Origin of the sequence: Arthrobacter woluwensis, assembly GCF_030816155.1 — a bacterium.
GTDB lineage: Bacteria > Actinomycetota > Actinomycetes > Actinomycetales > Micrococcaceae > Arthrobacter_E > Arthrobacter_E woluwensis_A.
In genome coordinates this window covers 730,450-753,024 of the sequence record NZ_JAUSXR010000001.1, presented here as the reverse complement: position 1 = coordinate 753,024, position 22,575 = coordinate 730,450, and the positions used below count along the sequence as shown (strand labels likewise).

Annotated in this window: 16 protein-coding genes and 1 pseudogene; 6 read left to right on the top strand and 11 right to left on the bottom strand. The window is 70.1% G+C overall.

All coding sequences use genetic code 11. The features are described from left to right. Positions 1–149: 149 nt before the first annotated feature. The 4 genes and pseudogenes from QFZ52_RS03400 to QFZ52_RS03385 form a co-directional block, all read right to left on the bottom strand. Positions 150–1,083, bottom strand: a pseudogene (locus QFZ52_RS03400) (4-(cytidine 5'-diphospho)-2-C-methyl-D-erythritol kinase). A gap of 2 nt (positions 1,084–1,085) precedes the next feature. Beyond that, positions 1,086–1,979: a 16S rRNA (adenine(1518)-N(6)/adenine(1519)-N(6))-dimethyltransferase RsmA gene (rsmA, locus tag QFZ52_RS03395; protein WP_307496232.1), complete on the bottom strand. Its 894-nt coding sequence runs from the start codon at positions 1,977–1,979 to the stop codon at positions 1,086–1,088. A gap of 126 nt (positions 1,980–2,105) precedes the next feature. Next, positions 2,106–3,263, bottom strand: a complete 1,158-nt coding sequence (locus tag QFZ52_RS03390; protein WP_307496231.1) for a resuscitation-promoting factor — start codon at positions 3,261–3,263, stop codon at positions 2,106–2,108. Positions 3,264–3,572: 309 nt separating this feature from the next. Continuing rightward, positions 3,573–4,523, bottom strand: coding sequence for a TatD family hydrolase (locus QFZ52_RS03385; RefSeq protein ID WP_373425616.1), 951 nt, complete (start codon positions 4,521–4,523; stop codon positions 3,573–3,575). A gap of 309 nt (positions 4,524–4,832) precedes the next feature. Here QFZ52_RS03385 and QFZ52_RS03380 point away from each other — a divergent pair, with 309 nt between their 5' ends. The 3 genes from QFZ52_RS03380 to QFZ52_RS03370 are packed head-to-tail and all read left to right on the top strand — an operon-like array spanning position 4,833 to position 9,885. Next, entirely contained in the window at positions 4,833–5,975 is a 1,143-nt protein-coding gene (locus QFZ52_RS03380) for an AAA family ATPase (RefSeq protein WP_373425615.1), read from the top strand. Beyond that, positions 5,972–7,480, top strand: a complete 1,509-nt coding sequence (locus tag QFZ52_RS03375) for a DUF58 domain-containing protein (RefSeq protein ID WP_307496230.1) — start codon at positions 5,972–5,974, stop codon at positions 7,478–7,480. The genes QFZ52_RS03380 and QFZ52_RS03375 overlap by 4 nt, the downstream gene beginning before the upstream one ends. Then, a complete protein-coding gene (locus QFZ52_RS03370; protein WP_307496229.1) occupies positions 7,477–9,885 on the top strand; it encodes a transglutaminase TgpA family protein in 2,409 nt (802 codons plus the stop codon). The genes QFZ52_RS03375 and QFZ52_RS03370 overlap by 4 nt, the downstream gene beginning before the upstream one ends. 131 nt (positions 9,886–10,016) lie before the next feature. On the opposite strand, the gene QFZ52_RS03365 is transcribed toward QFZ52_RS03370, so the two are convergent. Both QFZ52_RS03365 and rsmI read right to left on the bottom strand, forming a co-directional pair. Further along, complete coding sequence (locus QFZ52_RS03365; RefSeq protein ID WP_307496228.1) at positions 10,017–11,504, bottom strand: NAD-dependent succinate-semialdehyde dehydrogenase; 1,488 nt, start codon at positions 11,502–11,504, stop codon at positions 10,017–10,019. Between the two features lie 159 nt (positions 11,505–11,663). Continuing rightward, positions 11,664–12,521, bottom strand: a complete 858-nt coding sequence (gene rsmI, locus QFZ52_RS03360; protein WP_307496227.1) for a 16S rRNA (cytidine(1402)-2'-O)-methyltransferase — start codon at positions 12,519–12,521, stop codon at positions 11,664–11,666. Between the two features lie 396 nt (positions 12,522–12,917). Between rsmI and QFZ52_RS03355 the strand changes: the two genes are divergently transcribed. Next, positions 12,918–14,660 carry a dolichyl-phosphate-mannose--protein mannosyltransferase gene (locus QFZ52_RS03355; RefSeq protein ID WP_373425614.1) on the top strand — a complete coding sequence of 581 codons (1,743 nt, stop codon included), beginning with the start codon at positions 12,918–12,920 and terminating at the stop codon, positions 14,658–14,660. 45 nt (positions 14,661–14,705) lie between these two features. Next, positions 14,706–16,595 (top strand): AMP-dependent synthetase/ligase, encoded by a 1,890-nt coding sequence (locus QFZ52_RS03350; protein ID WP_373425696.1) that lies wholly within the window; start codon positions 14,706–14,708, stop codon positions 16,593–16,595. A gap of 105 nt (positions 16,596–16,700) precedes the next feature. Here QFZ52_RS03350 and QFZ52_RS03345 read toward each other — a convergent pair whose 3' ends face one another. The 5 genes from QFZ52_RS03345 to QFZ52_RS03325 form a co-directional block, all read right to left on the bottom strand. Continuing rightward, on the bottom strand, positions 16,701–18,104 hold the full coding sequence (locus QFZ52_RS03345) for a TIGR01906 family membrane protein (protein WP_307496225.1): 1,404 nt from the start codon (positions 18,102–18,104) through the stop codon (positions 16,701–16,703). Positions 18,105–18,318: 214 nt separating this feature from the next. Further along, on the bottom strand, positions 18,319–19,557 hold the full coding sequence (locus QFZ52_RS03340) for a L,D-transpeptidase (protein ID WP_307496224.1): 1,239 nt from the start codon (positions 19,555–19,557) through the stop codon (positions 18,319–18,321). Positions 19,558–19,718: 161 nt separating this feature from the next. Then, positions 19,719–21,197, bottom strand: a complete 1,479-nt coding sequence (ahcY, locus tag QFZ52_RS03335; RefSeq protein WP_307496223.1) for an adenosylhomocysteinase — start codon at positions 21,195–21,197, stop codon at positions 19,719–19,721. A 37-nt stretch (positions 21,198–21,234) separates the two neighbouring features. Beyond that, positions 21,235–21,420, bottom strand: a complete 186-nt coding sequence (locus QFZ52_RS03330) for a Trm112 family protein (protein WP_066214594.1) — start codon at positions 21,418–21,420, stop codon at positions 21,235–21,237. Positions 21,421–21,507: 87 nt separating this feature from the next. Beyond that, positions 21,508–21,921, bottom strand: a complete 414-nt coding sequence (locus QFZ52_RS03325) for a DUF3499 domain-containing protein (RefSeq protein WP_307496222.1) — start codon at positions 21,919–21,921, stop codon at positions 21,508–21,510. Positions 21,922–21,989: 68 nt separating this feature from the next. On the opposite strand from QFZ52_RS03325, the gene QFZ52_RS03320 reads away from it, so the two are divergent. Further along, positions 21,990–22,487, top strand: coding sequence for a metallopeptidase family protein (locus tag QFZ52_RS03320; protein WP_307496221.1), 498 nt, complete (start codon positions 21,990–21,992; stop codon positions 22,485–22,487). The last annotated feature ends 88 nt before the right edge of the window (positions 22,488–22,575 follow it).

The following is a 22,575-nucleotide window of genomic DNA, read 5'->3' as shown; positions in this document are numbered from 1 at the left end:
GTCCAGAGGTGGTGCCGTGGGGATCCGGAGGACCCGGCCACACGGCACGCTGAACCTATCCATCGTAGGCAGTCCGGCCGGACTCTGCGCCCGGCCCCGCCTCGTGGGTGGATCTACTCAAGGGTGCCTTTACTCAAGGGTGCATGTGCTCATTGGTGCACGTAGGCTCCCGGCGACGGCGCCGTGAGCACGAAGGACCCCAGGCCGCGGTGGCTGAAGCCGTCCGCGAGAGCGCGGGCCGCCGTCGTATCCTCGCAGAGGAACGCGACCGTAGGGCCGGAGCCGGACACGATCCCCGCGAGGGCGCCCAGGGACTCCCCCAGGCCGAGCACGTCGCGCAGTTCAGGGGCCAGGTCCAGCGCGGCCCGCTGGAGGTCGTTGACCATGAGCGTGGACAGCACATGGCTGTCCGGGGTGCGCAGGGCCGCCAGGATCGCGGCGTCCACGGAGTCAGGCTCCGGCGCGGCATAGCCTTCGGCCTCGCGGAGAGCGTCGAGACGACCGAACACCTCAGGAGTGGAGAGCCCGAACGCGGCCGGGACCACCACCCAGTGGAGTTCGCCGTGCACCAGGGCCGTGGTAAGTTCATCGCCCACGCCCAGGCCCACCGCGGCTCCGCCGAGAAGGCAGAAGGGCACGTCCGCCCCGAGCCGGCTTCCCAGGGCGGCCAGTTCCTCCCGGCTCAGCCCGCACTCCCACAGCGCGTTGCAGGCCACGAGCGCGGCGGCGGCGTCGGCGGATCCTCCCGCCATGCCGCCCGCGACCGGGACCCGTTTCACGATCTCCAGGCGCACGGCGGGTTCCAGGCCGCAGTGCGAGGCGAGGAGCGCGGCCGCGCGGTACACCAGGTTCCGGGCGTCCAGGGGGATGGTCTCCGGGTCCACGTCGAGCGTGCTGTCCGGTGAGAGGACCACCTGGATGCCTGGCTCGTCCAGGAACGAGGCCCGCACCTCTTCCCGGAGCGACACCGCGAGGAAGACGCTCGCCAGGGAGTGATATCCGTCCTCCCGCAGCGGGCCGACGTGCAGGGAGGACGTTGATCTTCCCCGGCGCGGAGGCCGTCACGGAGTTGCCGCGGCGCATCCTCAGGCCTCCAGAGGGATCCGGGCCTCGGCGATGCGGGTGAAGGCGCCGATGTCCAGGGTTTCTCCGCGGGCGCTCGGATCGACGCCCGCCAGGTGGAGATAGCGTTCCGCCTCGGCGCCGTTTCCGGCCCAGCCCGACAGCGCGGCGCGGAGGGTCTTGCGGCGCTGCGCGAAGGCCGCGTCGATCACGGCGAAGACCTCCTCGCGGCTGGCGCGGGACGTGGTCTCCTCCTCGTAGCGCTCGAAGGCGACCAGTCCGGAGTGGATCTTCGGCGCCGGCCAGAAGACGTTCATCCCGATCACCCCCGCCTTGCGCATGGTGCCGTACCAGGCGGCCTTGACCGACGGCACACCGTAGATCTTGGAGCCGGGTCCTGCGGCGAGGCGGTCCGCCACCTCGTCCTGCACCATGACCAGACCGTGGCGGATGGTCGGGAAGTGTTCCAGGAGGTGGAGCACCACGGGCACCGCGACGTTGTAGGGCAGATTGGCGACGACGGCGGTCGGCTGATGCGGCAGCTCGGTGACCTTGAGAGCGTCCTGGTTGATGAGGGTGAAGCGCTCGGCCGCGCCCGGCCGGAATTCCTCCACGGTGGTGGGCAGACGTCCCGCCAGGACCGGGTCGATCTCCACGGCCACCACGTGGGCGGCGGCGTCCAGGAGGCCCAGGGTCAGGCTGCCGAGGCCCGGGCCGACCTCCAGCACGGTCTCCGACGGGTCCAGTTCGGCGGCGGCCACGATCCGGCGGATGGTGTTCCCATCGATCACGAAGTTCTGCCCCAGCGTCTTGGTGGGCCGGACGCCGAGCTCCTCGGCCAGACGGCGGATGTCCGCGGCGCCCAGCAACGGGGTGGGGTTCGTCGCGGCGTCGGGGTTCTGGGGTGCATCACTCACCCGACAATCCTACCGACCCGGCGGTCACAGCCCGCGGCCCCGTTCTTCACACACGACGACGGCGGCCGGTGACCTCCGTGGGGAGGTCACCGGCCGCCGTCGTTCAGCTGGTAAAAGGAGCGCCGCTTATCCGGCGGCCCAGGCGCAGCCCCAGGGGGACAGTCCGCGCTCGGCGTACACGCGGTTGGCGATGTCGATCTGCTGCTCGCGGGTGGCGAGGCTGGCATTCGGGGCGTACGCGCCGCCGCCGGCGCCGAGCCAGGTCCCGATGTCGAACTGCAGGCCACCGTAGTAGCCGTTGCCGGTGTTGATGGACCAGTTGCCGGTCGACTCACACTGGGCGATGCGGTCCCACATGCCGGCGTTCACCGTGGCCGGAGCCGCGGCGCCGGTGTTGGACGCGGCCGGGGTGGCGGGAGCCACGGGGGCTTCCTTGGTGCCGACCTCCACACGCTGCGTCACGGGCTCGGCCGTGACCTTGCTGGTGACCAGGGTGCGGGTCGCTTCCTTGCCGTCCACGATCACGAGGCGGAAGGTCTTCTCGACCGAACCGGCCACGCCCTCGGTGGTGACCTTCTCCACGCCCTTGTCGAGCTTGGCGGAATCGGTCTTGACCACGTCGAACGGAATCGCTTCCTTCACGGTGGCCGTGCGGCTCTTGTCGATGTTGCTGACCTTGACGGTCATGTTCGCGGTCACCGGAGCGGTGGCCGGGAGGGCCGAGACGTCGTTCTTGCCGAGGACGACCTTGGCTTCCTTGAGGACGTCGCCGACCGTGGCGGCGGTGGTGGTCAGCTTGCTGCCCTTGCCGCGGACGATCAGGTTGACCTTCTTGGGGGTGGAGATGGTGAGGCTGGTGCCCTTGACGTCGAGGGTGGCGTCGGCCGGGAGCGACACGCGGGAGGTGTCCTTCACGCCGAGTTCCTTGATCAGGCCGGCGACGGTGCTCTCGTGGGTGTCGACCTCACGCGCCGCACCGTCCACGACCACGGAGACCGCCTTGGAGCGGTTGATCCGGACTTCGGTGCCGTCCTGCACGCCGCTGTTCAGCGCGGGAACCACCTTGTCCTTGTCGGCGATGTCGATGTTGGCGCTCTTCACGACCTGCTCGACGTTGCCGCCGAAGGTCTGGACGGAGCTGACACGGCCGTCGAGGTTGATTTTCACGGTCTTGTTGTTGACCACGAAGGCCAGGAGGCCTCCGACCAAGGCCAGGATCACCGCGAGCTGGACGCCCACCTTGACGGGACTGATCTTTCCGTCAGTTGCGAAGATTTTGTTCACTACTACCCAAACTACTGGTGCGTCCGGGCACGGGGAACAGGGGCCTCGCAAGGCAAGGCCTGATGGGCGCCCGGGGCCTCTCGGCACACGGGTGTCCATGGTTCACAACGAAGTGTCATTCGTCCGCAGGCCTTCCCCGACCCCGGCTATCTGTCATCCACTGTAACCGAAGCGTTATAAAACAGCCAAGCCCTGAAGGCCGTCCGCGACACGCGGAGTCGCGCAGATCCCGCCCGTCGGGTACGGTACGCGCCCGTGGCGCGGGCGCGGCTTCACAATGTCAGCCCAGCTCAGCGCGCAGTTCGGGACTCAGTCCCAGCTGCCGTACGCGGCTTCCGTGTTGCGCGCGACGTCGGCGCACAATTCATCGAGATCAGTCTCCAGAGCTTCCGCCATGGACCGCATCGTGTACGGGATCATGTAGCTCGCGTTGGGCCGCCCGCGGTACGGATGAGGGGTCAGGAACGGCGAATCCGTCTCGACCATGATCAGGTCCCGGCGGGCCGTCCTGAGGGCGTCCCGCAGGTGCCCGTTCGCCTTGAATCCGACCGGCCCGGCGAAGGACATGTACCACCCGTGCTCGTTGCAGATGGCCGCGAGCTTCTCGTCGCCGGAGAAGCAATGGAAGACCACGCGCTCCGGCTGCTCCTCCTCGAGCAGGATCCGGACGACGTCGTCGTGCGCGTCCCGGTCGTGGATCTGCAGCGTGAGGCCGAGCCGCCGCGCGATGTCGATGTGACGGCGGAAGGAGTAGTGCTGAATGGCCTGTTCCTCCTCCCCCTGGGTGCGGAAGTAGTCCAGGCCGGTCTCGCCGATCCCCCGCACGCGAGGATGGGCCGCGAGATCCTCGATCTCCTGCAGCGCGTCCTCCAGCTCGCCGCGAGCCGCGTACAGCGGGGCGTCGTTCGGATGAATGGCCAGGGCGCCCAGGAGGCGGCGGTCCTCGTCCAGCGCCCGGACCGTGAAGCGCGCGGATTCCAGATCACAAGCGACCTGCACGGCCGCTTTGACTCCCACGGCCTCGGCGGCGTCGAGAGCGTCCTTCACCGAGACCTCCACGAGGCCGTCCCGGAAGTTCAGATGGGTGTGGTTGTCCATGACCGGGACCCTCAGCGGTTCCGGCGCTGGAGGATATTCCAGCTTCCGCTTGCGGCCGGCCTCATCCTTGGTGGACCGCACCGAATCCGCGGGTCCGTCCTGCCGGTTTTCCGGGGCTTCCTCGGGGCGGCGGTAAGCGAACGGGGTCTCGGGAGCACACATGATTCCAGCGTAATACGCACCCGCACCCGGGACCCGACGGGCCCCGCTTCCGAGGCTTGCACCCCACTTCCCCCGACCTCCCCCACTTCCCCGCACTTCCCCATCGACTGCTCCATACGATGCCGTTCCGGGCCGGAAACGGCCGAAAACGGCCTCCTGTGGAGCAGTCGATCGGGTGCGAGGGCCCGCCGCGACCCGCCACCCTATGACGTGGTCGCCGCGATGAGTAGGCTGTGAGGAAGTGAGCCACGTTACACCACGTCAGACTCGGCTTTTGGGGGCTCGCGCCGAGTGAAGGAGAGGTCGGTCGTGTCAGATCCGGGTTTCATCGAGGGCGCAGGCCCGGGCGGGGTCGCCACAGGGCTGCCCGGCTCCCAGCAGGCGGCTCCCGAACCCTTGTCCGCCGAGGTGTTCTCCTCGGCCGCGCGGGCGATCCTCGACGCGGTCAACGGGGTGATCGACGGCAAGCAGGAAACCGCCCGGACCGCTCTCATGGTGCTCCTGGCCCAGGGCCACCTGCTGCTGGAGGACGTCCCCGGCGTCGGCAAGACCATGCTGGCCAAGACGCTCGCCCGGGCCATTCACGGCAGTGTCTCCCGCATCCAATTCACCCCGGATCTGCTCCCGTCCGACGTGACGGGCGTGTCCATGTACAACCAGGCCAGCGGGGAATTCGAGTTCCGCCCGGGGCCCGTGTTCGCGAATCTGGTGATCGGCGACGAGATCAACCGCGCCTCCGCCAAGACGCAGTCCGCCCTGCTCGAATGCATGGAGGAGAGCCAGGTCAGCGTCGACGGCCAGGTGTACCCGCTGGGCTCGCCGTTCATGGTGCTCGCCACCCAGAACCCGGTGGAGATGGAGGGCACCTTCCCCCTCCCCGAGGCTCAGCGGGACCGCTTCATGGCCCGGATCTCCATGGGGTATCCGGATCGCGCCGCCGAACTCGACATGCTGGAGGCGCACCAGGGCCGTTCGCCCCTGAACGACCTGAGGCCCGTGGTGGACACCGCCCTCCTGCGCCGCATGATCGCCACCGTCCAGGCGGTCCATGTCGCCGGTCCGGTCAAGGAGTACGTGGTGGACCTGGGGCAGGCCACGCGAAGCCATCCGGACATCGTCCTCGGAGCCAGCCCCCGCGCGCTGCTGCACGTCCTCAGGGCGGCCAAGGCGCACGCGGCCCTCGCGGGACAGGAGTTCGTGCTCCCGGACGACGTCGCCGTCGTCGCGCAGGACATCCTGGCCCACCGGCTGCTGCTGGACCGCCGCGCTGTGCTGAACGGCAAGGATGCGGCGAGCATTCTCGGCGGGATCCTGGAACGCCTGCCCGTGGACACCGCGGCCTCCCGCGAGGCCGCACGCCGGGCCGCCTCGTCCGCGCCCGCCGGCTCCGGCGGGCCGTCCCTGAGCTCCGCAGGCTTCACCCCGCCGGGAGACCAGGCCCGGGTGCCATGAGCGCCGGGCCGTTGAGCAGGCTGTCCCCCACGAAGTTCCTCACCCGCCGGGGGCTGGGTTTCGTGCTGGTGGCCCTTCTCTGCCTAGCCGGGGCCTGGATCCTGGGCCGCCGCGATCTCCTCACGCTCTCCGTCTTCCTCCTGGCGCTGCCGGTCCTGGCGGTCCTGGGCGTGCGCAGCCGTCACGAGCGCTTCCGCGTGCGCCGGGAGTTCCATCCACTGCCGGTGCAGGAGGGCACGACGACGGTCGTCCACCTTTTCGTCAGCGCCTCCGCCGGAGTGCCGGGCGGTCCGGGCCGCACAGGCTGGAAGGCACGCTGGGCCCGGCTGCCGGGCGGCGGGTCGATGGTCGAATCGACGATGGTGGAACAGCTGCCGGCTGACCTCGGCGGCTCGCCGCGGTTCCGCTACCCCTCCCGCGCGGCGCGCGGCGGACCCGTCTCGGCCTACGAATACCGGGTGGCCCCTCCGCATCGCGGCGTCTTCCCCGTGGGCGGGGTCACCGCGGAGTTCCGTGATCCCTTCGATCTGGCCTGGCAGCGTCACACCGTGGACCCGGGCACCGAGCTTCTGGTGACCCCCCGCCCCGGTGAACTCTCGCCAGGGCTGCTGGACCTGCTGCGGGGCCATGCCGGTGTCGGCGTCGGCGGCAGCCAGACGACCAGCTGGGTCGCGAGTGCGAGCGAGAACGACGTGATGGTGCGCGAATACCGGCACGGCGATGCGCTGCGCAGGGTCCACTGGCCCTCGACCGCGCGACGCGGCGAGCTCATGGTGCGGCACGAGGAAGGCGGCGCGCTCCCCCGCATCACGCTGGTGCTGGATCAGCGCGCCGGCGTCCACAGCGGGGGCGAGCTCGCGCCGTTCCCCGTGCCCGGCGCCGCCGCCTCCCTGCGCACCACCGTCTCCTTCGAATGGCAGCTCAGGACGTTCCTCGCGGTCGCCCTGGGGCTCGCGGGACTGGGCCACGAACTGCGCCTCCAGGACCACGCCGGAGAACCCGCCTTCCAGCGGTCCCGCAGCGCCCCGCATCCCGGACTCGAGACGATGGCCGCCGCGGAAGCCCCCGAACTCCTGCCGGAGTGCCTTGCCGCGCTCGAGCTGACGGAGCAGCACACGCCGCTGTCACTCACCGCGACGGGCGGGCTGCTGGTGGCCTTCACGGGACGCCTAGGGCTCGACGACGCGCGGAACCTCGTCAGCGGCACCTTGAGCGGCGCCGGGACGGCCGCGTCCTGGGCAGGCTCGCGCGGAACACCGCAGGCGACCGTGATCAGCTGCTGGCCCGTCAGCCCGGGCCCCGAAGTGCGAGACGTGCTCGAGACCGCAGGCTGGCGGGTGCTGTGGGCCTCCCCGGGCGATTCCGCGGCGCGGCTCCTGGAACGCTGGGCGGGCCCGTCGGCGGGCTCCGGCAAGCCCGGTATCAGTAAGCCCGGTTCCGAAGCGAGGACAGCAGCGACGGCGAGCGCCGCCAGGAGCACGGCGTCCGGCGGTGACAGGCCATGAGCACGGCCAAGGACCTCGCCCCGCCCCGGAGCCGCCTCGGCGCGATCCTCCTTCCCGTCATGGCCTGCGTCTGCGCCCTGCTGGCCTCCGCCGCCGCCGGGCTCTCCGGGGTCATCTACGGCTGGTCCTGGTTCCTGCCCGTCCTCGTTGCGATCCAGGTGACCGGGACGGCGCTCATCGTCCCCCGGTTCTTCACCCGCAGCACCTGGGTCCCGTACGCGGTGGGACTCGTCGCCCTCGGCCTGATCCTCAATGCGCTCTTCCTGGCCGACCGGGCGTTCCTCGGCCTCCTGCCGAGCCCTGCGGCCTGGGGCGGCTTCTGGAGTCTCCTGGGCGAGGCCCGGAACACGGTGGAGCACGAGTTCGTGCCGGTGAACCCGGCGCCCGGGATCACCTTTCTGACCTCGGGCTGCCTGGGCCTGCTCGTGCTGCTCACCGACTGGATCGTGGTGCGGGCACGGAACCCTCTGGCGGCGGCGGGCCCGGCGCTCGCTGTCCTGCTGGTGCCGGCCCTGCTGAACTACACGAGCGTAGGCGCCTGGCCCTTCGCCGCGACGGCCTTCTTCTTCACGATCCTTCTCGCGGTCTCGCGGCGCGCCCTGCGTGCCGCCGAAGAGACGGAGAACCCGGCGGAGAAGGCGCGGGGCGCCGCCCAGAACAGCGCCTCCCGCGGACTGGGCCGGGCCACCGCGCTCGGATCGGCCGCGGTCGCGATGGCACTCGTGGTCCCGGCCCTCGTGCCCGGATTCACCGAGGGCCTTTTCCCGCAGGGCTCCCGGCTGGGGTCGCTCGGCAAGAGCAACGGCCTGAACCCGGTGCTGTCGCTCAGCAGCAACCTCCGGCAGCAGGGCACGGGCACCGTCATCAGCTACTTCACCGACGCACCCTCGCCTCCCTATCTGCGGCTGACCACCATCGATTCCTTCTCCGGAGACCGCTGGGAGCCGGAGAAATACAACGGCGGCTACCTCGGCACCGTCCTGCAGTTCGACGACGTCGGGACGCAGATAGCGCCGGAAGCCGTCGGTGCGGCGAAATTCCCGACCACGGTGATCAGCACCCACGACTTCACGAGCCCGTACCTGCCGCTCGTGACGAACCCGTTGAGCGTCCTGGGCGCCAGGGGCGACTGGGGCTACGACCCCAACAACCTCACCGTCCGCAGCCGCAGCGGGAACTCCACAAGCGCCGGCGAGGTCTACACCGTCCGTTCCTATAACCCGGAATGGACCTCGGAACAGCTCCGGACCCTCGCCACCACGCCCCAGCAGGTCCTCGCCAAGTTCATGGAACTGCCACCCAGCATGCCCCGCACCATCCTGGACACGGCCCTGCAGGCCACGCGCAACGCCACCACCCCGTTCGACAAGGCCGTGGCCCTGCAGCGGTTCCTGCGCGGTCCCGGCTTCTCCTACTCGGTGACCGCCCCGGCGGAACACCGCTACGACGGCACCGGGATGGAGGTCCTGGGCAAGTTCCTGGAGGCCAAGAGCGGGTACTGCATCCACTACTCCACGGCCATGGCCGTCATGGCCCGCTCGATCGGCCTGCCGAGCCGTGTGGCGGTCGGCTTCGCGCCGGGCCGGTCCACCGGCGTCACCCAGGCCGGCGAACAGGGCTCGCCCGTGCGGACGGAATACGCGGTGGCGGCCCAGGATGCCCACGCGTGGCCGGAGATCTACCTCCAGGGCGCGGGCTGGGTGCCCTTCGAGCCGACCCCCTCGCGTGGCATCGTGCCCGGGTACGCCTTCGACCCCTCCGCCACCGACGTCCCGGAATTCGACCCGGAGGGACTCCGGCCGCGGGCGACCAACACGGCCACCTCGACTCCCCAGCCCTCGGCGTCGACCACCGCCACCACCGCCCCGGTTCCGCAGGCTGCGCCGCGGGTCGCCGCACCGTGGTGGGAGACGCTCGACTGGGGTCATCTGATCTGGGCAGTGGCCGCCGTCGTCGTGCTGGGCGTCGCCTCGGTCCTGCCGCAAGTGCTGCGCGGCCGGCAGCGGCGACGACGGCTCTCACCGGCGCAGAGCGGGGCGGGCGTGCGGATCGGAGCGATGGAGGAACTGCTCGCCACGGCGGAGGACCACGGCGTTCCTGCCCGCGACGCCGAGACGCCGCGGGCCTTCGCCGCCCGGCTTCAGGACGGCCTGCCCGAGTCCGGGCGGGTGGCCGTGCGGGAACTGGTGCGGGACTACGAGTCCGCCCGGTATGGCGCCCCGGCCGACGACGGCGAGGCGGAGCCCACGGCGCAGGCGGCCCGGGAGCGGGTCACCGCCGTCGAGCAGGCCCTCGGCGAGCGTGAGGGACGCCTGGCGCGGTGGCGCGCCCGCTGGGTCCCGCCGTCGCTGTGGCGTTCAGGTCTGTGGCGCGGTGGCCAGTGGCGTGGTGGCCGGCGGCACTGACGGCCGCCGGAGTCCCGTGAACACGACGGCGCCCGTCCACTGCCCCGGAGGGCGGCGGACGGGCGCCGTGGCGGTCCCTCACGGGACCAGGAGCACTGCCGTCGGTTGCGAGAAGGCGGCGGTGCCGTGGATCAGTTGGCGTACGGGTCGGCGATGCCGATGTACTGCGTGGTGGTGTACTCGGCGATGCCCTCGGCGCCGCCTTCACGGCCCAGACCGGACTGCTTCACACCACCGAACGGAGCGGCCGCGTTCGAGATGACACCGGCGTTGAAGCCGACCATGCCGAACTCGATCTGCTCCGCCACGCGGAACATCCGCGCGTAATCGCGGGTGTAGATGTAGGAGGCCAGGCCGTACTCGCTCGCGTTGGCCAGCTTGATGGCCTGCTCCTCGGAGGAGAAGGTGGTCACGGGGGCCACCGGGCCGAAGATCTCGCTGCGGAGGATGTCTGCGTCGTTCGGGACGTTGGAGAGGACGGTCGGGGCGTAGAAGTAGCCTTCGCCCTCCACCGGAGCGCCGCCGGTCGCGACGGTGGCGCCGGCCTCGATGGCCGCGGTCACCAGCGCGTGGACATCGTCACGGGCACCGGAGTCGATGAGCGGGCCGACATTGGTCTCGGATTCGGTGCCGCGTCCCGTGCTGAGGGCGGCCATGGCGGCGGAGAACTTCGCGGTGAACTCCTCAGCCACGGACTCGTGGACCAGGAAGCGGTTGGCGGCCGTGCACGCCTCGCCCATGTTGCGCATCTTGGCGGCCATGGCGCCCTCGACGGCCTTGTCCAGATCGGCGTCCTCGAAGACCAGGAACGGGGCGTTGCCGCCGAGTTCCATGGAGGTGCGGAGCACGTTGTTGGCGGCATCGGCGATCAGGCGCTTGCCCACGGCGGTGGAGCCGGTGAAGGACACCTTGCGGAGGCGGGAGTCCTTCATGATCGGGCCGGAGATGGAGGAGGCGCTGGAGGAGGACACGACGTTCACGACGCCGGCCGGGACACCGGCCTCGACCAGGGTGGCCACGAAGAGCTGCGTGGTGAGCGGGGTGAACTTGGCGGGCTTGATCACCATGGTGCAGCCGGCGGCGATGGCCGGAGCGATCTTACGGGTGGCCATGGCCAGCGGGAAGTTCCACGGGGTGATGAGCAGGCAGGGGCCGACCGGCTTGCGCTGCACGAGGATCTTGTTCTTGCCCTCGGGGGTGGTGAGGTAACGGCCGTAGTCACGCACGGTCTCCTCGGAGAACCAGCGCAGGAACTCGGCGCCGTAGGTGACCTCGCCACGGGCCTCGGCCAGGGGCTTGCCCATCTCGAGGGTCATGAGCAGGGCGAAGTCGTCGGCGCGCTCGGTGACCAGCTCGAAGGCGCGGCGCAGGATCTCGGCGCGCTCGCGCGGAGCGGTGCGGGCCCAGGAGGCCTGCACGGCGTCGGCCGCGTCGAGGGCGGCCATGGCATCCTCGCTCGTGCCGTCGGCGATGCTCAGCAGCACCTTGCCGGTGGCCGGATCCTCGACGTCGAAGGTCTTGCCGGTGGAGGCTGCACGCCATTCACCGTTGATGAACAGGCCGGTGGGGACCTTGGCGAGCAGCTCTGCCTCGCGCTCGGCGGTGATCGCGGAAGTCATGTCCGACTCCTTCGTGCTTGGGGGTACTGGGGCGTGGGCCTTTCAGGAAGACCCTTCCCAGCCAAGTTATCGCCGCGTTGTGACGCACGTCTACGCGGGGGTGCACTAGCGATCCCCTGTTTCACTGTGCATCTGCACAACCCCTGAGGAGGGTGGGGATCAGCTCCGCGCGGCGAGCACCGCCTGGTACAGCTCGCGCTTGCTCACACCCTGAGCCTCCGCGACGACGGCGACGGCCTCCTTCAGGCGCAGACCCTCGGCGGTCAGGGCGGTGACGGCCTCGATGTGGTCTTCGGGTCGGCTTGGCTCGGGCTCCCCCGCTCCCCCGACCACCACCGCGATCTCGCCGCGGACCTCGCCGGACGCGGCCCAGGCGACGAGTTCGTCGAGTGATCCGCGGATGACTTCTTCGTAGGTCTTGGTGAGTTCACGGCAGACCGCCGCCTGGCGGTCCGTCCCGAAGACCTCGCGCAGAGCGGCCAGCATGACTTCGAGCCGGTGCGGCGCCTCGAAGAACACCATCGTGCGGCGCTCCTGGGTCAGGCCGCGGAGTGCGCCCAGGCGGTCGCCGGACTTGCGGGGCAGGAACCCCTCGAAGGTGAAGCGGTCGGTGGGCAGGCCGGAAAGCGCCAGCGCGGTGAGCACGGCGGACGGCCCGGGGACCGCGGTGACCAGCACCCCGGCGTCGACGGCGGCGGAGACCAGGCGGAAACCCGGGTCCGAGACCGCGGGCATGCCGGCGTCGGACACCACCAGGATGGTCTGTCCCTCCGCGACGAATTCCAGGAGTTCCTCGGCGCGTTCGCGCTCGTTGTGCTCGTGGTAGCTGATGACCCGGCCGGAGACCGTCACACCGAGACCCTGGACCAGGCGGTGCAGGCGCCGGGTGTCCTCGGCCGCGATCACGTCCGCGGTCTCCAGGAGCTCCCGCAGCCGGGGCGAGGCATCTCCGAGGTTGCCGATCGGAGTGGCCGCCAGGACCACACGCCCTTCACCCTGCACCACTCGCTCAGCCATGGCGACAAGCCTACCGCCCGAGGGGTCCCCGGCCGATGCGGAGCGAGGTTGGGGAGGGCGGGAGGCGCTATCCCCAGTGGCTCCCAAACCTCGTGCCTCGGTTCGGGACCCTCGCCACTGTGGGCCCAGCCCGAGGGGTCCCCGGCCGATGCGGAGCGAGGTTGGGGAGGGCGGGAGGCGCTATCCCCAGTGGCTCCCAAACCTCGTGCCTCGGTTCGGGACCCTCGCCACTGTGGGCCCAGCCCGAGGGGTCCCCGGCCGATGCGGAGCGAGGTTGGGGAGGGCGGGAGGCGCTATCCCCAGTGGCTCCCAAACCTCGTGCCTCGGTTCGGGACCCTCGCCACTGTGGGCCCAGCCCGAGGGGTCCCCGGTGGCACCGCCCGGTAGCATGACTACGTGACCCAGACCGAAGAGGCCGCGCTGGACGGCGGCGCCGCCAGTGCGTCCCCGGCCGCGTCGTCCCCTGGAGCGCCCCGGCACGGACGGACCTCCGCCACGATCCGGAAACGCCGCCTGGCGCAGGGGAAAGGGTCCTGGGTCCTGGACCCCCGCGACGCGTACACCCGGGAGAATCTCCTGGAGCGGCTTCTGGGCCCCGTCCAGTCCTGGCGGGACTTCACGCCGACCCTGCGACTGTGGTTCTGGCTCGGGCCGGTCCTGACCGCCGTCCTGGGCGGGGTGCTCCGCTTCGTCCGGCTCGGCGAGCCGCGGTCCCTCGTGTTCGACGAGACCTACTACGTCAAGGACGCCTACTCGCTCCTGCAGTCCGGTTTCGAACGCAACTGGGCCAAGGACGCGAACGCCGCCTTCAACCAGGGCGACCCCAGCCAGATCCTGACCACCGGCGAATACGTGGTCCACCCACCACTCGGCAAGTGGATGATCGCCTGGGGCATGGACCTGTTCGGACAGGCCGACACCTTCGGCTGGCGCTTCTCGTCCGCCGTCGTGGGCACGCTGTCCATCCTCATCCTGGCGCTGGTCGCCCAGAAACTCTTCAACTCGGTCACGCTCGGCGCCATCGCGGGCCTGCTGCTGGCCGTGGACGGCACCCACCTGGTCATGTCCCGCATCGGGATCTTGGACATCTTCATCGAGTTCTGGGTGCTGCTCGCCTTCGCGTTCCTCCTGCTGGACCGCAGCGACGGACGAGGGCGGCTCGCCACCCGGCTCTCCGCCCTCGCCGCGGCGTCCCCGGACGGCGTCCCGTCCGAGGCCGCGCTCCGCTGGGGTCCGGGCCTGGGTTTCCGGTGGTGGCGCCTGGCCGCCTCCGCCTCCATGGGGGCGGCCGTGGGGATCAAGTGGTCCGGGCTGTTCTTCGTGGCCGTGTTCGGCCTGCTCATGGTGCTCTGGGACATGAACGCCCGGCGCGTGGCGGGGATCCGGAACTGGGCCGTGGCCGGGATCGTCCGGGACGGCATCCCCGCGTTCTTCCTCTACCTCGGCACCGCGACGGCGGTCTATCTCTCCACCTGGACCGGCTGGTTCCTGAGCAACGACGCCTACAACCGCCACTGGGCCGAACAGAACCCGGGCAAGGGCGTCCAGTGGCTTCCCCCGGCACTCCGCTCCCTCTGGGACTTCCACGTCCAGGCCTACACCTTCCACCAGGGCCTCAGTTCGGACCACCCGTACAAGGCGAACGCCTGGACCTGGCTGATCCTCGGCAGGCCCACCTCCTTCTACTACCAGTCGCCGCAGTGCGGCCCGGGCGCTCAGGAGAAGTGCTCCGAGGCCATCCTGAGCGTCGGCAACCCGCTCATCTGGTGGGGCGCGACGATCGCCCTGCTGGTGGTCCTCTTCTACTGGGCCGGTCGCCGCGACTGGCGCGCTGGAGCCATCCTGGCCGGCATGGCCGGAGGGTACCTCCCCTGGTTCATGTACCCGGAGCGGACCACGTTCTTCTTCTACGCCGTCTCCTTCGAGCCCTTCCTGATCCTTGGGCTCTGCTACGCCCTGGGACTCATCCTCGGCCGGCAGGGCGATCCTCCCTGGCGGCGCCGGTCGGGCTTCCTGGTGGTGGCGTGCTTCCTCGCGGCGGTGCTCCTGCTCTCCGCGTTCTTCTACCCCATCTGGACCGCTGAGACCATCAGCTACAACGACTGGCGTCTGCGCATGTGGATGCCTTCCTGGATCTGACCCGGATCCGAGACGACAGGAACTGGAACACCCGTCATGAGCACCATCACCGAGTACGCCGAGCCCTTGCTCTCCGAGCTGGACCCGGCGTCGAACGTCACGGACGTCCTGCTGAGCCGCGCCACCGCGACGCCGGACCGGCCCGTCTACGCCCTGCGCGCGCCGTCGTCGCGGGCCTGGGCCGCCTCCGCAGGCACCGGCCAGCCGAGCGGTGACAGCATGCCCGGCTGGGACCTGCTCACGGCCGAGGGGTTCCTCACCCGGGTGAAGGCCCTCGCCAAGGGCCTGATCGCCGGCGGGCTGCAGCCCGGCGACGCCGTGGCCGTCATGAGCCGCACCCGCTTCGAGTGGACCCTGGCCGACTTCGCCATCTGGCACGCCGGCGGCGTCACCGTGCCGATCTACGAGACGTCCTCCGCCAGCCAGGTCGAGTGGATCCTGGAGGACTCCGGAGCCCGCCGGGTGTTCGTCGAGGACGCGGCGAAGGCCGATCTGGTCACCGCCGTTGCGGAAGGCTCGGAGCTGCTGGGCAGTGCTCCCCTCCAGGTCATCCGGATGGACGACGGCGGCGCCGTCCCGAGCATGGTCAGCGTCGCGAACGCCGGGGCCGGGGTCACCGAGGCGGAGCTGGAACGCCACCGCACCTTCGCGTCCCTGGCCGACACGGCGTCGATCGTCTACACCTCCGGCACCACGGGCAAGCCGAAGGGCTGCGAGATCAGCCATGCCAACTTCGCCCTGGTGGCGGAGAACATCGTCCCGGCGCTCGGCGCCTTCACCCTGATCCCCGGCGCCCGGACGCTCATGTTCCTGCCGCTCGCCCACGTGCTGGCCCGCGCCGTGCAGGTCATCTGTCTCCACGCCGGCATCCTCGTGGGCCACAGCAGCTCCGCCTCGGAGCTCATGGCGGACATGCAGACCCTCAAGCCGACGTTCCTGCTGGCCGTGCCCCGCATCTTCGAGAAGGTCGTGGCGGGCGCCCAGCAGAAGGCCGAGGAGTCCGGCAAGGGGAAGCTGTTCGCCAGCGCCTTCAGCACCGCCGTGGACTACGCTCAGGCCACCCAGCGGCACGAGCAGGGGCTCGGCGACGGCCCCGGCCTGGTCCTGCGCCTGCGTCACCTGCTCTTCGACCGACTGCTCTACCCCCGGGTCCGGGCGGCGTTCGGCGGGCACATCACCCACACCGTCTCCGGGGCCAGTGCGCTGAACCGGCACGAATCCGAGTTCTTCCTCGGAGCCGGCGTGCCGATCCTGGAAGGCTACGGCCTCACGGAGACCACGGCCCCGGCCGCGGTGAACCGACCGGGCCAGAACCGGCTGGGCACCGTCGGGCGGCCCGTGCCCGGCACCTCGATCCGCATCGCCGACGACGGCGAGGTCCTGATCAAGGGCATCGGCGTCTTCAAGGGCTACCACAACAACCCCCAGGCCGACTTCGACGCGTTCGTGGACGGCTGGTTCGCGACGGGTGACCTGGGCACGCTGGACCAGGACGGCTTCCTGACCATCACGGGCCGGAAGAAGGACCTGATCGTGACGGCCGGCGGCAAGAACGTGGCCCCGGAACCGCTCGAGGAGACTATCCGCCAGAATCCGCTCGTGGAGCATGTGGTGGTGCTCGGCGAGGGCCGGCCGTTCGTCTCCGCGCTCATCGGCCTCGATCCCGAAGCCGTCGAGGCATGGGGCGGCCAGCACTCCCGCCCAGGGCTGACCCCGTCGGAAGCAGCGCAGCTCCCCGAGGTCCTCGCTTCCCTGCAGCGCTCCGTGGATCAGGCGAACACCCAGGTCTCCAAGGCGGAGAGCATCCGCAAGTTCGCCATCCTGGACGCCGAACTGTCCGTGGACTCCGGACACCTGACGCCGTCGCTCAAGCTGCGCCGCAACGCCGTCGTGACCGACTTCGCCCCGCAGATCGACCAGCTCTACCGCGGCTGAGCGGCCGCCCTTCCGGAAGCCCGGTCCCCGGACACGGAAAAGCCCGCCCCTCCCAGGGGCGGGCTTTTCCGTGTCAGCCGGGTCGCCCGGAGCCGGGCGCTGGGGTCACTCCCCCGCGACGGCGGCCTGCTGCGCGGCCAGGCGGCCCGCGATGACGGCCTTGCGGGCTTCACGGCGGCGCTTGGTGGGCCAGGTGCAGATGAGCGTGACCAGGGCGGTGAGGAACACCAGACCGGCGATGGTGACGGCCGAGTCGATCCAGAACTGCCCCGGGAAAAGGCGGATCAGGGTGTCCTGCAGCGTGAACGTCCACGTGCCGTTGGCGAAGAAGATCTCGTGGAAGCCGGTGAAGAAGCTGTCCCAGCCCAGGAAGCCCACTACACCGAGCGCCACGATGATCACGAGCGTCACCACGGAGGCGGCGAAGAACGCGTGGCGCAGCGAGCCGTCGCGGCGCCGTCCCAGGTACCAGATGGCCACGAGGGCCAGCACGGCGAGCAGCGCGCCCATACCCCACGTGCTCATGGTGACCGTCTTGACGTCGGCCATGTGGGAGATCTCGGGGTCGCGGAACAGCTTGGTGCCGCTGGCCGTCACCAGGTCACCCAGATACCTCGGCCCGGCGAAGTTGCTCAGGTAATCCACGGCGTAGGAGCCGTAGGTGAGCCGGTCCTCCTGGCTGAAGCCGTAACCGTCACCCGGGAAGCCGGGACGGAAGTACTCGATCCAGAGGAACAGCGGAGTGGCCACCACGCGGACGGCGGCGATCACCAGCAGGAGCGGCAGGAAGATCGCGCTCAGGATCTTCACGACGCGCGGACCCACAGGCTTCGCGGCCAGCGCGGCGTCGCGGGCGGCCTGGCGCTTCTGCACCTCCTCGTCGGGGGCGCGCACCGTGAGCGCGCTCGTGGGCAGGCGCTCCTGGATCACGGTGGCCGGAGTGTCGGAGGGGTCGTCCGCGGATGCGTCAGCGGAAGCGTTCTCCTCGGCCTCGGCCTCGGCACGGGCGGTGGCCTCGGCCTCCGGCTTCTCGACCGCCGGCGTCACAGGCTCAGCGGGCACGGCTTCTGAAGTCCCGGGCTCAGAGTTCCCGGGCTCACGGCTCGCGGTGCCGAACGCCTCGGGCAGCACGGCGCCGCCCGCGATGAACGGGCGGTCCGATTCCGGCGCGGCGGGCGTGGAGAGGCGATCCGCGCCGGCCGGCGTCTCGTCCGGGCCGCTGGAGGGTTCGGAGTCCTCGCGAGCGTCCGGGGCCGCGTCTGCGCGAGCCTCGGTGGCCTCGGTGGCCTCGGGATCCCACGCGGCGGGTTCCTTCGGGGCGTCCACGGAGGGGGCCTTCGCCTCCTGGGCGCCTTCAGGCTGCTCGCCCCGGGTGGGCTTCTCCGCCTCCTGGTGGGCGTCGGCGCCGGCGTCATCCGCCGCCGTCGAGCCCTTCATCCATTCGAAAGCGGGTTCGTCGGAATCGCGGGGGCTGTCCCACGCGGGGTCATTGGGCTTCTTGTCGCTCACGGTCATCCACTTCTCGTCCGGCCTGGCGGCAGGCTGCAACGGGCATTCGGTTCTCCCTGTGACAGTACCCGTCAACACCGACAGCCGGACGGAAATGCGCGGCGTGGTCCCGGATCAGCCGCCCGATTGTTGCCGGAGCGTTATCCGCCTGGCCTCACGAGCCGCGGCCCAAGCCCACCCGAGGTCGTCCGCCCGGCTCAGTCCTCCGCCCGGCTCAGGCGTTGCCGTACTGGGCCCAGGGGATGTTCCAGTCGCCGAAACCTTCATCGGCGCGGATGGGCGGGCCTGCGGTGTTCTTGAACTGCACCACATCGCCCGGCTTCATGTTTTCGAAGAACCAGGCGGCGTCCTTCGGCAGCAGGCCGACGCAGCCGTGGGAGATGTTGGTGTTGCCGATGAACTGGGTGCCGCCGGGCAGGGTCTCGTGGACGTACACGCCACTCCAGGTGAGGCGGTTGGCGTAGTTCACGTCCGTCGGGGCGTAGTAGAGCGGGTCGCCCGGCTTCAGGCCGATGCTCTCGGCCCGGAAGTGGGACACGCGCTGCTGCTCCAGGATGATGGCGGAGCCGGACGGCGAGGGCATCTCGGGTCCGCCCATGCCGGCGTCCGCCGAGTACACGAGCTGGCCGTCCTGGTAGACGCGCATGGTGTGCGCGGAGCCGTCCATCACGGCGACCCGCTGCGGGCCGACCTTGAAGGTGGTCGTCTTGCTGAAGCTGCCGATCTGGCCGTTGCCGAACGGCACGCCGAAGAGCTGCTGGTCCAGGGTCACGGTGCTGCCGGACTTCCAGTACGACTCCGGACGGATCCGGGCCATGGTGTCCGAGTACCAGTGCCACTTGACCTTCTGGCCCGCGCTGGAGGTCACCTTCACGGCCTTCTCGACGCCGGCCTTGTTGGCATCCAGCACCGGCTCGGAGAACGTGAGCTGGATCGGCTGACCAGCACCGATCTGGTCGCCCAGGGTGCCCACCACGAGCGTGGTGTTGGCCTCGTTCTTGGTGAGCACGGTGGTGAAGCTGCTGGTGCGCTGGGTTTCGCCGCCCGCCTCGTCCACCGCGGTGTAGCTCAGGGTGTAGGTGGTGTTGAACGCCAGCTTCTCCGAGGCCTTCCACTGGGCGTTGCCGGCGTCGTACTCACCCTTGACGGCGGCGCCCTTCGCGGGAGCCAGCCGGACGTCCTTCACGGTGCCGTTGACGGCCTTCACGACGGGCGCGGTCACCGGGTTCACCTCTTTGGCGCCGTTGAGGGGTGCGACGGTGAGCTGCACCGGCTTGGCCGGAGGGGCCTGAGTGGTCGGCGCCTGGGAGGAGCCGGAGGACGAGGCGCCGTTCACGGCCCCGAGCCACTGGGGAGCCGTGGCGGCGCCGATCCCGCCCAGGACGATGACGGCCCCGGCTGCGGACAGCGCGACGATCTTGACGGCCCGGCTCTTGCGGGTGCTCGGTTTCATGGTGTTCCCTCAACGGGCAGTGCCGGGGCTTGACCCCGGCACGGCTCCCTGCTCTGGTGGCAAATCTGTTGAGGCCATTTTATCCCCGGCCACCCGGGAAAAGCCTGAACCCGGCACCGTGGGGCGCCGGGTTCAGGCTGTGGGTCTCAGTGCGAGAGGACTCAGTAACGGTAGTGGTCGGCCTTGTACGGGCCCGCCACGTCCACGTCCAGGTATTCTGCCTGTTCCTTGGACAGCTCGGTCAGCTCGACGCCGAGAGCGTCCAGGTGGAGCCGGGCGACCTTCTCGTCCAGGATCTTGGGCAGGACGTAGACCTGGTTCTGGTACTCCTTCTCCTCGCCCTCCTGCTCGCGCTTGGTCCAGAGTTCGATCTGGGCGATCGTCTGGTTGCTGAAGGAGTTGCTCATGACGAACGACGGGTGGCCCGTGGCGTTGCCCAGGTTCAGCAGGCGTCCCTCGGACAGGACGATGATGGAGCGCTCGTTCTCAGTGCCCTCGTCGAAGACCCACTCATGCACCTGGGGTTTGATCTCCACGCGCTTGACGCCCGGGACCTTGGCCAGGCCGGCCATGTCGATCTCGTTGTCGAAGTGACCGATGTTGCCCACGATTGCCTTGTTCTTCATGGCGGCCATGTCGGAGGCCATGATGACGTCCTTGTTGCCCGTGGTGGTGATGAAGATGTCGCCCTCGGAGAGGACGTTCTCCAGCCGTGCGACCTGGTAGCCGTCCATGGCGGCCTGCAGGGCGCAGATCGGGTCGATCTCCGTGACGATCACGCGGGAGCCCTGCCCGCGCAGTGCCTCCGCGGCGCCCTTGCCGACGTCGCCGTATCCGCACACGACGGCGACCTTGCCGCCCATGAGCACATCGGTGGCGCGGTTGATGCCGTCCGGCAGGGAGTGGCGGATGCCGTACTTGTTGTCGAACTTGCTCTTGGTGACCGAGTCGTTGACGTTGATGGCCGGGAACAGGAGGCGGCCCTGCTCGGCCAGCTGGTACAGGCGGTGCACGCCCGTGGTGGTCTCCTCGGTGACACCCTGGATGCGGGAGGCGATCCGGGTCCACTTCTGCGGGTCGGCGGCCAGGTTCGCGCGGAGCACGTCCAGGATGATCCGGTATTCCTCCGGGTCCTCGTCGGTGGCTCCCGGCACGGCGCCGGCGGCCTCGAATTCGACGCCCTTGTGCAGCAGCAGGGTGGCGTCGCCGCCGTCGTCGAGGATCATGTTCGGGCCGAGCTCAGGGTTCTGATCGGCGCCCGGCCAGGTCAGGATCTGCTCGGCGGTCCACCAGTACTCCTCCAGGGTCTCGCCCTTCCAGGCGAAGACCGGGACGCCCTGCGGATCCTCGGGGGTGCCCTTGCCTACGACGATCGCGGCGGCGGCCTCATCCTGGGTGGAGAAGATGTTGCAGGAGGCCCAGCGGACCTCGGCGCCCAGGGCCGTCAGGGTCTCGATCAGCACGGCGGTCTGCACGGTCATGTGCAGCGAACCGGCGATGCGCGCGCCCTTGAGCGGCTGGCTCTCCCCGAACTCGGCGCGCAGCGCCATGAGGCCCGGCATCTCGTGCTCGGCGAGACGGATCTGGTGGCGTCCCGCCTCGGCCAGGGAGATGTCAGCGATCTTGTAATCGAACGTCATGTTGCTCTGGTTTCCGATCTGGTGTGGGGCCGGGGGCTCAGTTGGCGGTGCGGGAGGCGTCACGCAGAGAGGCGGGCAGCAGCAGCGGGATGCCGTCCTCCACGGGATAGCGGACGGCGGACTCCCCCGTGCCGGCGACGAGCTCGTCGCCTTCCTGGTGCAGGGGCGCGCCGGTCTCGGGGCAGCGGAGGATGCTCAGCAGTTCTGGGCTCAGCGAAGGCATGGAAGGCTCCAAACATCGGGCCCCGGGAGGCCGGGGCGGCGTGACCACCTTCCAGCCTACCGCCGTCGTCGGGTCGCGGCGGAACCGTCAGGGTTCGCGCAGGGCCCGCAGGTGGCCGCGGCGTGTGCCTTCAACTCCGACCGGAGGTTCCAGGAGTGGGGGGCGGAGCCGCTGCGGGATCCCGGTCCCGGGTTCCGCCTCGTCTTCAGTCGCCTGACGCTCTTCCCGCACGGCGTCGGCCAGGGCGGAGAGTTCGTCACTTTCGGGCCGAGAGATGCGGCGTTCAGCCTCGGCAGTGGCGGGAAGGGAGATCCGCAGCACTTCCCAGCCACGAGGGACGGTCAGACGTTCCGCGTGGTGCACGCAGAGGTCATAGCTGTGGGGCTCCGGGTAGACGGCCAGGGGGCCCAGAACGGCGGTGGAATCCGCGTACACGTACGTCAAAGTCGCCACCGCGGACTCACGGCAGGCCGAACGCGAACACATCCTCATGGCACCCACAACGCACCAGATTACCGTCTGAAGGCCCGTTTTCGCCGCAAGGGCGGGAGCGGGTCTAGAGTCGATCTATGCAGTCCGGACCCAACAAACCCTCGGCGACGTTCTCCTTCCCGGAGACGGAGGAGGAAACCGCGGCCGGCCGTGATTTCCGGCACCGCCGCAGGAACCGCCACGGACGCGGCCAGCGCGGGGACATGATCCTGCCGACCCTTCCCGGACACCGCAACCGTGCGGAACGTTTCGACGATCTGGTGCTGGACACCGCGCAGCGGCTTCACGATCTGCAGGGCCACCTGCTGGACGGCGTGCTGTTCGCCGTCGAGGAGATCCCCCCGGGACTTGAGGAGCTGCTCGCCAGCGGTCTCCCCGCTCCCCTGGGCCTGAGCACCCCGGCCCGCGGCGACCTGGCGCCCCGCGTGACCGTGTACCGGCGCGTGGTGGAGCAGAACTGCCCGATCAAGGAGCATCTGCCGGATCTGGTGCACGACGTCGTGGTGGAGCACACCGCGCAGCTCCTCGGCGTCGCGCCCGAAACCCTCGACCCGTACTACCACCGGGGGCTGTGAGGCGCGACGGCCGTCACTCGGGCCCGGCTCGCCGGGCCTAGCCCCGGCTCGCTGGGCCTCCCGTCAAGGTACGGATTTCCCTCGGCAC